This window comes from Actinoplanes sp. NPDC049802 (assembly GCF_040656595.1).
Classification (GTDB): domain Bacteria; phylum Actinomycetota; class Actinomycetes; order Mycobacteriales; family Micromonosporaceae; genus Actinoplanes.
The window spans coordinates 67,432-81,854 of sequence record NZ_JBFAMR010000018.1 but is presented as its reverse complement, the minus strand read 5'-3'; the positions used below and the strand labels follow the sequence as shown (position 1 = coordinate 81,854).

General features: G+C 68.0%; 13 protein-coding genes. All 13 read left to right on the top strand.

Annotation, left to right across the window (positions count from 1 at the left end; all coding sequences use genetic code 11):
• The first annotated feature begins 1 nt into the window (after position 1).
• The 13 genes from AB0I88_RS15420 to AB0I88_RS15360 all read left to right on the top strand — a co-directional run bounded on the left by AB0I88_RS15420 (position 2) and on the right by AB0I88_RS15360 (position 14,382).
• A complete protein-coding gene (locus AB0I88_RS15420; protein WP_361023601.1) occupies positions 2-967 on the top strand; it encodes a thymidylate synthase in 966 nt (321 codons plus the stop codon).
• Positions 964-2,682, top strand: a complete 1,719-nt coding sequence (locus AB0I88_RS15415; protein WP_361023599.1) for a carbamoyltransferase C-terminal domain-containing protein — start codon at positions 964-966, stop codon at positions 2,680-2,682. The genes AB0I88_RS15420 and AB0I88_RS15415 overlap by 4 nt, the downstream gene beginning before the upstream one ends.
• A complete protein-coding gene (locus tag AB0I88_RS15410) occupies positions 2,676-3,710 on the top strand; it encodes a hypothetical protein (protein WP_361023597.1) in 1,035 nt (344 codons plus the stop codon). The genes AB0I88_RS15415 and AB0I88_RS15410 overlap by 7 nt, the downstream gene beginning before the upstream one ends.
• Positions 3,711-3,763: 53 nt before the next feature.
• A complete protein-coding gene (locus AB0I88_RS15405) occupies positions 3,764-4,273 on the top strand; it encodes a topology modulation protein (protein WP_361023594.1) in 510 nt (169 codons plus the stop codon).
• Between the two features lie 19 nt (positions 4,274-4,292).
• A complete protein-coding gene (locus AB0I88_RS15400) occupies positions 4,293-5,123 on the top strand; it encodes a class I SAM-dependent methyltransferase (RefSeq protein WP_361023591.1) in 831 nt (276 codons plus the stop codon).
• On the top strand, positions 5,120-5,839 hold the full coding sequence (locus tag AB0I88_RS15395) for a phosphotransferase (RefSeq protein ID WP_361023588.1): 720 nt from the start codon (positions 5,120-5,122) through the stop codon (positions 5,837-5,839). The genes AB0I88_RS15400 and AB0I88_RS15395 overlap by 4 nt, the downstream gene beginning before the upstream one ends.
• Before the next feature lie 13 nt (positions 5,840-5,852).
• A complete protein-coding gene (locus AB0I88_RS15390; protein ID WP_361023585.1) occupies positions 5,853-6,506 on the top strand; it encodes a histidine phosphatase family protein in 654 nt (217 codons plus the stop codon).
• Positions 6,503-7,351 (top strand): aminoglycoside phosphotransferase family protein, encoded by an 849-nt coding sequence (locus AB0I88_RS15385; RefSeq protein WP_361023582.1) that lies wholly within the window; start codon positions 6,503-6,505, stop codon positions 7,349-7,351. Before AB0I88_RS15390 ends, AB0I88_RS15385 begins: the two co-directional genes overlap by 4 nt.
• A gap of 109 nt (positions 7,352-7,460) precedes the next feature.
• On the top strand, positions 7,461-7,955 hold the full coding sequence (locus AB0I88_RS15380; RefSeq protein WP_361023579.1) for a GNAT family N-acetyltransferase: 495 nt from the start codon (positions 7,461-7,463) through the stop codon (positions 7,953-7,955).
• A 27-nt stretch (positions 7,956-7,982) separates the two neighbouring features.
• The gene (locus AB0I88_RS15375) at positions 7,983-9,119 is read left to right on the top strand and encodes a tyrosine-type recombinase/integrase (RefSeq protein WP_361023576.1); all 1,137 of its coding nucleotides are present in this window, start codon (positions 7,983-7,985) and stop codon (positions 9,117-9,119) included.
• Complete coding sequence (locus tag AB0I88_RS15370) at positions 9,103-9,441, top strand: helix-turn-helix transcriptional regulator (protein WP_361023573.1); 339 nt, start codon at positions 9,103-9,105, stop codon at positions 9,439-9,441. The genes AB0I88_RS15375 and AB0I88_RS15370 overlap by 17 nt, the downstream gene beginning before the upstream one ends.
• A gap of 32 nt (positions 9,442-9,473) precedes the next feature.
• The gene (locus AB0I88_RS15365) at positions 9,474-11,861 is read left to right on the top strand and encodes a hypothetical protein (RefSeq protein WP_361023570.1); all 2,388 of its coding nucleotides are present in this window, start codon (positions 9,474-9,476) and stop codon (positions 11,859-11,861) included.
• 547 nt (positions 11,862-12,408) lie between these two features.
• Positions 12,409-14,382, top strand: coding sequence for a heavy metal translocating P-type ATPase (locus tag AB0I88_RS15360; protein WP_361023567.1), 1,974 nt, complete (start codon positions 12,409-12,411; stop codon positions 14,380-14,382).
• Positions 14,383-14,423 lie beyond the last annotated feature (41 nt).

The window sequence follows — 14,423 nt, the reverse complement described above, 5'->3', positions numbered from 1 at the left end:
CATGTTCCTGACCTCAGCGTCTGCGAACGGGCTGTACGCGGCCGTATGCCACGAAGTCCTTCAGCAAGGTCACTTCGCCGCGCCGCGAGGGATGGCGACAACCGAGGTGCTCGGCGCGCACCTGTGCCTGACGCAGCCACGCCGGCGGTTCATCGACGTGCCGCCGGCCCGGCTGCTCAACCCGGCGTTCGCGGTCGCCGAGGCGCTGTGGATTCTGTCCGGCTCCGACGACCCGTGGATCTTCACCTACAACCGGTCCCTGGCCCAGTACGCCGATGACGGCCGGTTGCAAGGTGCATACGGGCCGCGGATGCGACGCTGGCAAGGCGAGGTCGACCAGCTCGACTACGTCCGTCGGCTTCTGACCCGTGATCCGGACAGCCGGCAAGCCGTCATCCAGCTCTACGATCCGCAGCGCGACACGACTGGCACCCGCGATGTGCCCTGCACCCTGAACTACCGATTCTTCGTCCGCCGGGGCCGGCTGGACATGCACACCACGATGCGCAGCAACGACGTGTGGCTCGGCTTGCCTTACGACCTGTTCACCGCCACGCTCATCCAGGAGCTGATGGCCGGCTGGCTGGGTGTCGAGCTGGGCAGCTACCACCATCACGTGGACTCCCTGCACCTCTACGCCCAGCATGACCAGCAGGCCGCCGAGTTGAGCGCCACCACGGTCACCCCGTCCCCGCTCATGCCGGCGCTCGCGGCCCCTGCCGAAGGATTCACCGAATTCCTCGACACCGTGATCACCGGCGCCGTCAGCACCGAGGCCGCGGAGCCCTGGCACGAGATGGCTGGGATGCTGGCCAGCTACCGGCTCTGGAGCGCCGGCGACCGTGTTGCCGCACGCGCCGCCGCCGACAGCATCAGCGGGGACGGCGGGAAAGCGCTGCGTGCCTGGTACAGCCACCTCAGCGCGCCCGCCGAACTGGCCGGCGCGCAGGCAGGCGGCGTGCAGTGAAATCCCGGAACGTCGTGCTCGGGCTCTGCTCCTACACCCACGATTCCGCCGCAGCCCTGCTGGTCAACGGACGCCTAATCGGGTTCGCCGAGGAAGAACGTCTCACCGGGGTGAAGCACACCGCCGCCTACCCCGAGCTGTCGGTGAACTGGCTGCTCGCCACCGCTGGCCTGGAATCGGCGGACATCGACACGGTGGCCTACAACTTTGACGGCAACCGCTACCTGGACGCACTCCCGGCCATCAACCTCTACGCACAGATGCCCGAGACCCGCGACCGGGCACAACCCCGCGCTGACAGCTTCCGCAAGATCCACAGCCGGTTCGGGCAGCGCATGACCCACCTGAAAGACCTGTTTACGAAAGCCAGCATCCAGCCGGTCCTGCATCACCGCGCTCACGCCCTTTACGCCTTCGGGTCCAGCGCGTACGAAGCCGCAGCGATCCTGGTGGTCGACAGCCTGGGCGAGGTACAGACCACCACGATCGGCAGCGGACTGCGACTCTCGGACGGCGGCTGCCGCACCACGATCGTCCAGGACATCACGGATCCCGCCTCGCTCGGCTACGCCTACGGCGCCGTGACCGAACATCTCGGCTGGCGTCGCGGCGACGAGGAGGGCACCGTCATGGCGTTGGCGGCGCTCGGTGATCCGCGCCGGTTTCGGGCCCTAATGCACGATGCCATCGCGATCACCGAGCGCGGCTTCGCCCTGAATCCGCGCTGGTTCCCGCTGAGGGTGCTGACCACCGGCTATCCGCGGGTCAGCCCGGCTTTCACAGCGGCGACGTGTCCGCCCAGGGCTCCGGCAGCCCCGGTCGACACCGTTCACGCGGACCTGGCCGCGGCACTGCAGGAACGCACCGAAGACGTGATGCTGCACCTGGCCCGGCAGGCCAAGGCGGTCACCGGGATGCGGCTGCTGTGCGTGGGCGGCGGCGTCGCCGCGAACTGCGTCGCGGTCGGCAAGATCGTCGCTGAGGGCATCTTCGACGAGGTGCACGTTCCCCCCTCCCCGGGCGATTCCGGTACCGCGATCGGAGCGGCACTCGCCGTGCACCTCGACGCAAGCCGGCGGCTCGGGGTCGGGGTCAGCGGACGCTGCTACCTCGGCCCCGCCTACACCGGGCTGCGCCTTGCCGAGACGCCTCGGGCCGGCCTGACCGCGTCGAGGCCCGCCGAGCCGGCCAAACACCTGGCGCTCAAACTCGCCGAGGGATACGTCGTAGGGCTGTTCCAGGGTGCGCTGGAAGCCGGCCCGCGCGCTCTCGGGAACAGATCGATCCTCGCGTCCCCGCTACTGCCAGACGTCGTGGATCGCCTGAACGCGACGGTCAAGTTCCGGGAGCCGTTCCGCCCGTTCGCGCCGGTCGTGCTGCAAACGGCGGCAAACGACTATTTCACTCTGCCGCAGCCGGCCCCGTACATGTCGATCGCCTCCGGCGTCACCGCCCTGACCCTCGATCACCTTCCAGCAGTGGTGCACGCCAACGGCCTCGCCCGGGTCCAAACCGTCACCCCATTGGCGAACCCGTTCCTCGCCGACGTGCTCACCGAGTTCGCCGCCATCACCGGACATCCCGTCCTGATCAACACGTCGCTCAACGTCAAGGGCAAGCCGATCTGCGGCACACCCGACATGGCTCTCGACTGCCTGACCGATAGCGGCCTCGACGCCCTGATGATCGAAGGCTGGTGGGTCACCAAATGCTGATCGGCTACAGCTGTTGGGGATTTCTCGGCCCCGGCATCACCGATACGCCGGACGGAGGCCGCAGCCACCGCCGTGTCCTCGTGGACGGGCTCCGCGCGCGCGGCAACGACATCGTGTTCCTCCAGGCCAACCGAGATCTCCTCGAAGCCGGCGACGACCTGACCGCCACCTACCAGTGGGATGCTGGACTGCCGGACATCGACGCTCTCTTCCTGGAGTGGCGGTGGCCGATCGGCGGCCGGAACACCACCCCGTGCGACAGGCCCGGCCACACCTGTGACCTGCACCGACAACAGCAGCTCCTCGCCCACTACACGACCGCGGGCACGCCGACGCTGCTGTGGGACAAGGACCGTCGCCTCAACGAGCACGATCCGCTGCGCCGTGCAAGCAACGTCACCGTATGCGAACCCGCATTGCATCCTTCGCCCGGCGCGACAAGCCTGTTGTTCCCGATCGTGGACGCCGCCCTCGACAGCGCTGACCCGGCGGCCCTGACCGCAGCACGCCGAGATCTTCCGCTGCTCTACATCGGCAATCAGTACGACCGGGACGACGCTTTCGACAGGTTCTTCGCCCCAGCTGCCCGCGCCCACACGCACCTGATTGCCGGAAAGTGGCCGCACACCCAAGGCTGGCCCGGCCTGAACTTCACCGGGCGCATCCCGTTCGCCGGCACGCAGGCCCTCTACCAGCGGTCGCTTGCCACCATCGTGCTCCTGCCGGACCGGTACGCCGCCGTCGGGCACATGACCCAACGGCTCTTCGAGGCAGTCCTCGCCGGATGTCTTCCCCTGACCCCGGCCGACATCCGGGACGCCGCTCGCTTTACCCCACCGGAGCTGCACATCGGCGATGGAACTCAGGCGGCGCGCCTGCTCAACATCCTGGCCGAGCGAGCCGGAACACCCTGGCATGCCGATCTCCTTGCCGGCTGCCTCGAACGGCTGAACCTGTTCCGCCTCTCCCGGCAGCTCGACGTCATCGCCGGCGTCCTGGCCGGTCATGCCGTTGTCGAGGTGAGGTGATGACCGGCTGGCCTCCACCCAGCGCACCCGGGCCGCGACTACCGTCGCGGGCCATGGACAGAATCGCCATCATCGGCTGCGGCGGCTCCGGCAAAACAGTCCTTGCCAACCGGCTCGCCGACCACCTCGGCCTGACCGTCACCAGCCTCGACGCGCTGTACTACGACGACCAATGGAACCCCACCCCGATGGACAAGTTCGCCGCCATCCAGCGCGAGCTCGTCGCCGCCGACCGATGGATCATCGAGGGCAATTACGCCTCCACCCTGCCGATCCGGCTGGAGCGTGCCGACACCGTCGTCTTCCTGGACCTGCCGGCCCGGACCTGCCTATGGGGCATCGCCCAGCGCCGCCGGCGCTACCGCGGCGGTCAGCACAACGACGGCGTCTACGACCGCATCACGTGGTCATTCATCAAATACGTCATCGGCTACCGGCGCAGCATGCGCCCCCGCGTCAACGCCCTGGTCGCCGAGCATGGCCAGCAGGCCCGCTACGTGCAGCTGACCAGCCGCCGCCAGGCCAACCGATTCCTTGACCAGATCGGCACCCCGCCGACCTGACATCCCCGTGGAGGCGACCGTGCCCACCCCACGTGCACCGTTCACCGACCCCGCCACCGTCCGTGACGTCCTGTACGACTCCCCAGACCGGCTCGCACGCCGCACCGCCGCCTTGCACCGCGCCAAGGTGAGCGGTGCGGATGCCGCCGCGACCATCACCACGCTGGCCGCCACCATCAACCCGATGCCCCGCCGCATCGTCGACATCGGCTGCGGTCGGGGCACGACCTCCCTTAGCCTTGCCGGCCGATTCCCGGACGCTACTTTGATCGCCGTCGATCAGTCACCAGCGCTGCTCGACACCGCACGCGACCGCCTGGCCGCCACAGGCCGGCACATCGAAACCGTCACCGCCGACTTCCACCACCTGCGCGACCTCCTCGGGCCCGCGGACCTGGCGGTAGCAGCGTTCTGCCTGTACCACTCGCCCCAGCCGGTCGACGCGCTCGCCGAGATCGGTGCGGCCCTCACCCTGGACGGGCACCTCATCGCCGCGACGAAGTCGACCGACAGCTACCAGGAGATCGACGACATCATCGCCAACAGCGGCCTCGACGGCGACGCGCGACGATGGCCAAGCCTCTACCAGGCGTTCCACACCGATAACGCCCAGGACCTGATGACCCGCGCCGGGTTCGTAATACGTCGGCGCATTGATCAGCGGCACACCTTCCGCTTCGACGGACTTGCTCATCTCGCCGAATACGCGGCAACGATCCCGAAGTACCAGCTCCCACCCGAGGTCGCTGTCCGCCCCGACGCCTTTGCCGAAGCGCTGCTAAACCGGCTTCCGGACAGCCCGCTCACGACGTTTTCCACCGTGACGTACCTGGTAGCCCAACTCCCGTGAGCTCGACCGCCTTCGTCAAGCGGTACCGCGATCCGGCCTGCGGCCTGGCAGCCCAGGCTCACCTGCGCTGGTGGGATGACCTCGGTGCCGGCATCCGACTGCCTCACCGCTTCCCCGGCACTGCCACTCACCTGATCCTGGAACGGATCTCCGGACACACACCCGAACTCGGCGATCTCCCACAAGTGGCCGCAGCGTTGGGCCGGCTACACGGCATCGCCTACGCCCGGCACCTGCACCAGGCACACCTGGATCGCCCCTTCGACACCGGAGCCGGCCTGACCATCGCCGACTTCTACACCGGCCGGCACCGTGTGCTCGCCGACAGCGGGCTCGACACTGCCGGTCTTCCTGCGGCTGTCTACAAGGACGCCAACATCCGCAACTTCCTGATCACGAAGAGTGGCCCAGCGCTCCTCGACTTCGATGACCTGACCCTCGCTCCGTTCGGCTACGACCTGGCCAAACTGGTCGTCTCAGCCGTCATGACCACCGGCAGCTCAGCCCTCTCCTACACCACCGCCCTGCTCGCGATCTACAACGACCACGTCACTGCTGCGGGCGGACCCGCGGCCCCTTGCACGCTATGGCAATTCGCGAGCTACGCGGACATCCACGGCCTGCTCACAGCCCGCTACCTGCACACCAACGGCTACCGGCACCCCTGGCCAGCCGGCCGACTGCATGCCGACACCAGCACCGAGCCCTCCCCATAGAGAGGAAATCATCGTGGCTGTCACCACCGAACTCGTCCTCGTCCGCCACGGCGAGGCCAACAACAACCGCACCGGCACCGTCGGCGGGGAGCACGGCTGCACCGGCCTCACCTTCCACGGCCGTAACCAGGTAGAACCACTGGCCAAGCGCCTGGCCACCGAACACCACGACCGCCCGTACACCGCCTTCTACGGCTCACCTCGCCGGCGTGTCCTGGAGACCATCGAGGTTCTCACCGCAACCCTGCCCCTGAAAGCGACCATCCTTGACGACCTCCGCGGCCCGGACCACGGAGACGCCGACGGACTCCAATGGCGCGACGTGAAAAGCGCGTTCGGCGGCCCGCCGCAGCACAACCCCGACGAGCCCTACGCCACAGGCTCAGAAACCTGGAACGCGTACCTTGCCCGAGCGACCACAACGCTCCAGCAGATCATCGACAAGCACCTCGGCGAGCGGATCCTCATCGCCGGCCACGGCGAAACCATCGAAGCAGTCCACGTCCTACTCATGCAGCTCCCGGCGCCCGTCCGCCTCAACCTGGGCTTCGTCACCGACCACGCCTCCCTCACCCGGTGGCAACAACACGTCAACCGCTTCGACCGAAGGACCTGGATGCTCGCCGCCCACAACGACACCCGGCACCTGGCCGGAGCAAAACCGTGACTTCTGCCGAAGTGGCCCTGCTCCTCCGCCTGTGCCAGCGTGCAGTCGACCCGCGCGCGGAGATCGTCATGGTCCATGCCGGGCACAACGGCACCACGGTCTTGCGCGCCGCGACCAACGCCGGCCCGGTCATCGTCAAACGGCACCGCAGCCCGGACCGTCATAGCCAGGAGGTCCACGCCTATCGGCACTGGACCTCGGCGTTACGTGGACGGTCAGCCCGCCTGATTGCCGCGATCAACGATCCGCCAGCAATCATCACGAGCGCCCTTCCCGGGCGCCCTCTCGCCGAGGCCGACCTCGATCCTCGACAGGAAGCCGACCTTCACCGGCAAGCCGGATCCCTGCTCTCCTGGCTGCACCACGCCGAACCTCCGCGCCCTGACCCCAACATGACCGCCTGGCTGGCATCCCGCGGCGACTACTGGCTGTCAGTCGCCGGACCCGTCATACCGCGTCAGCGGCAGGCCGAAATTATCGTGCACCTACGAGAGCTGGCGCAGCTCGGACCCATCCCCGCCGTTCCGTGCCACCTCGACTACACCCCGAAGAACCTTGTCGTACAGCCGACCGGGGAACTTGCCGTCATCGACTTCGAGCACGCCCGATACGACCTTGCTGCGCGTGACCTCGTCCGCTTCGCCAATCGTGTGTGGCCCACCCGCCCTGACCTCAAAGAGACCTTCCTCCAGGGATACGGCTCCCTGGACGAGGTTGATCGGCAGGTCATCGAACACTGCACCCACCTCGACGTCCTCACAACAATCGCAAGATCGGCGGAACGCTCCAGGATCGCGGAGCAGTTCGGTCGTCGCTCAATCCGGCCAGTAGCGCCGCAAAACTAGAGGGGGTGCTGGCGTCAGCCTCGTCGCGGTTGACTGCAGCCGGGGTGCTCGATCGAGGAAAGCCAGCGCCGCGGCGCGCCCGGCCCGATCAGCGCGTCGCTTTGCCACCATGGTTCAAGCCACCCCCACGTCCCCCTCCTGCGGAGCGCAACCAATGACAGGCTGGCTCACCCCCACACCGGCGGGCGATCAAGTGCTCCTCCGGCCACCAACTGTCGGCGACGAGCCAGCCCTCATCGAGATGGCGACCGACCCGGAGGTGCGCCGTTACATCGGCGGGCCTGTAGACCGGGACATCGCTGCTGATAGAGCCGCCCGGAAGGTCACCGCCCCGGTCTGGGGGCAGTTCGTCATCGTCGATCGGGTCTCCGGCGAGGTGGTTGGCAGCGGCAGTCTGGCCCGTAAACGAGGCCCCTGGGAGATCTCTTACCAACTCCGCCGCGCCTACTGGGGTAGAGGTCTGGCCAACCGTCCGATATTGCATCAGGCGAGCTCTACGCTGGCAGATCAAGGCAGTGACCGGTGCAGTCACGGATGTGAAATTAAAGCTACCGTCTACGGCTTAACCTGCACACCTTTTCATGACCTCCCGTTTGATGCATGATTCCTGCATCAAACGGGAGGAGCGGCGGTGCGCTCAAAGGGTTCGGACCTGGCGGGGTCGGCTCATCTGGAACTGGTCGGCGGCGTGCGGCACCTTCATCCCGAGGACGCCATGGTCGCCGCCATGTTGAGCGGGTGGCGATCGCAGCAACTGGCCAGGAACCTCAATCATGCGACGATCCATGACCGCCTCCGGATCGTTCGTCATTTCCAGGCGTTCACCGCCGAATATCCCTGGCATTGGTCGGCAGGGCATATGGACGAGTGGTCGGCTGCGCTGACCAGTGAGCGGAGCCTCGCACCGTCGACCGTGCGCAGCTATCAGGGCACTATGAGACTCTTCACGGAGTTCCTGGTGGACCGCCGGTACGGATGGGCACCGGCGTGCGAGGAAGCGTTCGGCACGCACCCGGTCGCCATCTGCCACGAGTGGAACACGATTCCTCACCTGCAGGACTACGAAGGCCGTCCCGAAGCCCGCCCTTTCAGCCGCGAGGAACTCCAACGCTTCCTCGACTACGCCGACGACCAGGTAGAACGGGCGCTGCGCTCGGGACGCAAGGGTGCTCTCGCAGCGTATCGAGACGCCACCATCTTCAAGGTCATCTACGGCTGGGGTCTGCGACGGACTGAGACGGCCAAGCTCGACGTGCTGGACTTCGGACGTAACCCGAAGGCGCATCGCTTTGGCCGGTACGGCACGTTGCTGGTGCGCTTCGGTAAGGCGAAGCGAGGCCAGCAGCCGCGCCGACGCAACGTGTTGTCGGTGATGGGCTGGGCGGTCGAAGCCGTTCAGGACTATGCGGAGAACGTGCGACCGAGGTTCGGGTTTCCCGACCATCCTGCGTTGTGGGTGACCGAGCGCGGTGGCCGAGTCCGCGCCACGCAGATCAACGATCGCTTCGCGGAGTATCGCGACGCTCTCGGGCTGCCCAAGGCCCTCGTTCCGCGCTCGCTGCGGCACTCGTACGTGACCCACCTGACCGAAGACGGGGTGGACCGACGCTTCATCCAGCAACAGGTCGGCCATGACAACGACAGCTCGACGGCGGTCTACACCCATGTCAGCGACGACTTCATGAACTCCGCCCTACAGTCTGCTCTGGCGCCTGCCTTCAGGCGCCAGCGGCAGGGAGAGGACCGAACCGATGAACGCGAAGCTTGATTACCTGTGGAACCTGCGCACGGTGATGGCGGACCGGGGAATGTTCTCCACCAGCGACCTCATCCCGCTGCTCGCCGAACGGGGAATCGCGCTGTCCTCCAGCCAGGTCTACCGGCTGGTGACGGAACGGCCGGAGCGCCTGAGCCTGAAGATCCTCATGGCCTTGCTCGACATTCTGGACTGCCGGATGGATGACTTGATTGAGCCTGTCGCCGCCGCGACCGGCAGGACGGCGTCACGCAAGGCCGCGGTCGGGCAGAACGCACCCGAGACGGGGCTGGGCGATTTGCGGCCCAAGCGGGCTAGGATCACTCCGCCGTGATGCCGGCGGCGGGAGAGTCGGTCACTGACCCCTTGGACGCGATTGTCGAGCGGATCTGTGCGGTGGAGACCTTTCTCCCCGGCGATCAGGTCCGGCAGATCGTCGCGCGTACCGTCCGTGGACCGGTCATCCGGCGGCGTGTGGCGCAGGAGCTGAGAGGGAACCCGCAGGTCCTGACCAGTGGCGAGTCGCCGTCGGTGTTGGCGGTGGGCCGGCTGCTGGCCGCATTGAGAAAGGCCGGGGCGCGGGGTGTGTCGGCTCCCCGCTGCTGTGGCTGCGGGAAGGAACTGCGAACGTTGTGTAGCCGCCGCGGCGGCTTTTGGTGTTGTCGTAGCTGTCATCGGCCGCCGGAGGTCTGCGTGGGCTGTGGCCGCACCCGGGTGGTGAACAAGCGGGACCGGCAGGGCCAGCCGCTGTGTCAGAAGTGCCCCGACGACGGCTGCGATGAAGCCCAGCTGGTCGATCTGGTGGTCGAGTTGGAGCCGGCCATGACCGTCGAGGTGGTTGCGGGCATCCTGCAGCAGGTCGCTGTCCGGGCCGTGCTGCGGCGCCGGATGACCCGAGACGTGCTCGAGCGTCCTGGCCTGTTGACCGGCGACGGCGCTGAAGCACCGGAGCCGAGGCTCCTGCGTTTCATTGAACGGCTGACCGCCGCGGGGGCGACGACGGTGGCTTTGCCGCGGTGCCCCCGGTGCGGCGAGCAGCGGAAAGTTGATCTGAAAATCGACGGCAGGCGAGTCTGCCAGCCTTGCTTCAAGCAAGCAAAAGCTCAGCCGTGCAGCCGGTGCGGTATCCGCCGGCCCCGAACCTGGCGGGACGAGTCCGGTCTGCTGGTCTGTTCAAACTGTATGCGACGTGACCCGATGGTGCGCGAACGCTGCACGGTGTGCGGCAATCTCCGGCAAGCCTCCGTCCGCCACGAGGACGGCCGACCGGTGTGTGGGTCCTGCAGGCCACGACAGCACGGCACCTGCTCGATCTGCGGGCGCCACAAGGAGGTCGAGATCGGGCAGGTCAGCGGCCTGCCTTGGTGCAAGACGTGTGTTCGACTGTGGAAACGTTGCAGCCGCTGTCGAACGGTCGCGCCCGTGCGGGCCGGTACCCTCGCCCAGCCGTTGTGCGCCCGCTGCCTGGAGCCCGATCCCGCCCGCTGGAGGTCGTGCCATCGCTGCGGCACCGGTTGGCAACTCACCACGGTCGCCTGCCAGCGGTGTCAGCTCGCCCTCCACCTGGAGGAACTCCTTACTGTCGACGGCGCACGGCTGCGGCCGGAACTGCTTGTCCTGCAAACCGCGCTGACTAGCGTTGAACGCCCCGATACCGCGCTGCTCTGGCTCGGCAAGCGGCAGGTCCATGCGATCCTGGCCCGGCTGCGTGACCGGATCGGACCGCTCGGGCATGACGTCCTTGATGAGCTGCCGCCCAGCCCGACGCTCGCGCACATCCGCAGCGTCCTGGTGGCAGCGGGAACACTGCCGCACCGCGACGAGCGTTCGGTGGCCCTGGAACGGTTGGCCCGCGAGGCCGTCAACGCGCGGCCCGATCCCGCCGAGCGCCGGATCCTGCACGGCTACGCGCACTGGCGTCTGCTGCGACGGCTGCGCCAGCGACTCAGGCCGGACGAGGCCATCACTCACCAGCAGTATCTCAACGTTCGCCGGCTCATCGTCGCGGCCGTTGCCTTCCTCGACCGGCTACCACAACGGCAGCGCACGATGGCAACCTGCACCCAGGGCGACGTCGATGCCATCCTGCTGCTGCCGGGCATCCACGCCAAGAACGCGAGTGCCTTCATCCGCTGGGCGGTCGCCCAGCGCCATGCCTCGGGCATCGTCGTGCCGACGTTCGCCTGGACAGGCCCTAACGGGCCGTTCGACGAGAACCAACGGTGGGCCACCGCTCGCCGGCTCCTGCACGACGACAGTGTGTCCGATGCCGACCGCGTAGCCGGCCTGATCATCCTGCTCTACGCCCAGCAGATGACAGCGGTGATCCGGCTGCAGGCCAGCCAAGTCAGCGACGAAGACGGCAGGATCCTGCTACGCCTGGGCACCTCGCCGATCCAGCTAGCGCCTCCGCTCGACCAGATCATGAGGGACCTCCTGGCCGGCCGTCGAGGCCGTTCCGTGCTCGGCGCACCCGGGGAGTCCCCGTGGCTGTTCCCTGGAAACCGTCCTGGCCAGCACATCGGCGAATCCGGCATGCGCAAGCGCTTGACCAAGATCGGTGTTCAACCCCGAGCCGGTCGCAATGCCGCGTTGTTCGCGCTTGCCACCGAGCTTCCCGCGGCCGTTCTCTCCCGCAAGCTTGGGTTGTCGATCGATGTCTCCGCCTACTGGCAGCGGCTCTCAGCCGGCGACTGGATGGGCTACGCCGCTGACATCAGCGACAGGCCCAGCCCAACGACTACACGCTCGTAGCGCCTCGAAGCGAGATGCAATGTCCCAGCTGGTCCTACGGCAGGCCCGGTGCAGAGGTAAAGCACGGCCCGGGCAGTGACGGGGGATGCCGAGCCGGAGACGGAGGGCTTCTCCGTCAGGCAGGGCTGTATAGGCGGGCGCCGAGGCAGCCGCCGAGGAGCCCGCTGGCGCCGCAAAGTAGACGGAGTTATCAGTGCGGGGCGACGGCACGAGCGCCTGAGCGGAGGTGATGCTGCCGGGGTGTTCTTGCCTCTGTGGCGAGGAAGACTCCCGCCACCCTTGCGGTATACCCCTGGGGGGTATAGTTTCGGCGCTGGAGGTGGTCGACATGCCGACCCACAGTGACCACGGAAACGCCATCCACGACACTCGCGGCCACGGTCATGAACACCACGCGGCCGCGGCGACGTTGCACCACGCCCGCGCGCAGGGGCATTCCGGTCAGACGACACCGGCGCATGACCACCACGCTCGCGGGCCCAGCGCCGCACCCCACGGCGGTCACGGCCAGCAGGGTCACGACAAGCACGCCGGTCATGATCCGGAGGTGTTTCGCCGTAAGTTCTGGCTCAGCCTCGCGTTGACGATCCCGATCGTCGCGACCAGCCACATGATCATGGGCTGGTTCGGCTACACCCTCGACTTCCCCGGCATGTCCTGGATCGGCCCGATCCTGGGCACCGCGGTGTTCCTCTACGGCGGTTGGCCATTCCTGGCCGGCGCGGTCAGCGAGATCCGGGACCGGGCGCCCGGCATGATGCTGCTGATCTCGATGGCCATCACGGTGGCTTACACGGCGTCGCTGGCCACCAGCTTCGGGCTGTTCGATTTGGACTTCTGGTGGGAGCTGGCGGCGCTGGTGACCATCATGCTGCTCGGGCACTGGCAGGAGATGAAAGCGATCGGCCAGGCCCAGGGCGCGCTCGCAGCCTTGGCGGCGCTGCTGCCCGACGACGCCGCACGCCTCACCGGCACCGGCGGTGTCGAACGGGTGCCGGTCGCCGACCTGGCCGTCGGGGACACCGTGCTGGTGCGCTCCGGTGCCCGGGTGCCGGCTGACGGGCGGATCGTCGACGGTACGGCCGAACTCGACGAGTCCATGATCACCGGCGAGTCGCGGCCCGTGTCGCGTGGCGAAGGCGACCGGGTGGTGGCCGGAACGGTAGCGACCGACTCGGCGATCCGGGTCCGGGTGGAGGCGGTGGGTGACAACACCACCCTGGCCGGCATCAGCCGGCTGGTGGCGCAGGCCCAGGCAGCCGGCGGCCGAGCTCAGGTGCTGGCGGACCGGTTCGCGGCGATGTTGTTCTACATCGCCACCGCGGCCGCGGCGCTGACCTTCGCCGTCTGGTGGCTGCTCGGCGACCTGGACCAGGCCGTCGTCCGGACCGTGACGGTGCTGGTGATCGCCTGCCCTCACGCTCTTGGCCTGGCGATTCCGCTGGTGATCGCCCTGTCTACGGCGTTGTCGGCCAAGGCCGGCATCCTGGTCAAGGACCGGCTGGCGCTCGAGCGGATGCGCACCATCGACGCGGTGCTGTTCGACAAGACCGGCACGCTGACCAAGGGCGCCCACACCGTCACCGCCGTGGCAGCAGCCGACGGCTTCGCTGAGGAGAAGGTGCTGCGCGTTGCCGGTGCGGTCGAGGCCGACAGTGAGCACCCGCTGGCGCGGGCCCTCGCCGCCGTCGCCCACGACCGCGGGCTGCACGCCAACGCGACCGGCTTCCGGTCACTGACCGGCCGCGGCGTTCAGGCCGTCGTTGACGGCCGCACGTACGCCGTCGGCGGGCCCGCCCTGCTGCGTGAACTCGGCGCGAGCGTGCCGGGGGAACTCGCGCCGTGGGCGCAGCAGCAGTCCCAGCGGGGTGCGGCGGTGCTGCACCTGCTGCGCCTCGACACCGATGCCACCGCGCGGGTGATCGGCGGGTTCGCGTTGGAGGACGAAATCCGGCCCGAGGCCCGCCAGGCCATCCAGCAGCTCCGCGATGCCGGCATCAGCAAGATTGTCATGATCACCGGGGACGCCCGGCCGGTGGCGGAGGCGGTCGCCGCCGACCTCGGGTTCCGCGCCGGGGTGGACGAGGTGTTCGCCGAGGTGCTGCCCGCCGACAAGGACCGCGCGGTCGCCGATCTACAGGCCCGCGGCTTGCGGGTAGCGATGGTTGGTGACGGCGTCAACGACGCTCCGGCGCTGGCCCGCGCCGACGTCGGTCTGGCCATCGGCGCGGGCACCGACGTCGCGATCGAATCGGCCGGAGTGGTGCTGGCCTCGTCGGACCCGCGAGCGGTCACCGGCGTGATCCGGCTGTCGCGAGCCTCCTACCGCAAGATGATCCAGAACCTGGTCTGGGCAGCCGGGTACAACGTCATCGCGATCCCTCTCGCCGCCGGGATACTGGCGTGGGCCGGCATCACGTTGAGCCCCGCGATCGGAGCGGTCTTGATGAGCGTGTCGACGATCGTGGTCGCGGCGAATGCCCAGCTACTCCGCCGGGTTCGTCTGACCCCGGTCGAGTAATAGCTCGGCGCCGCTGATCGCGAGGCCCGGCCTGCCGCCCG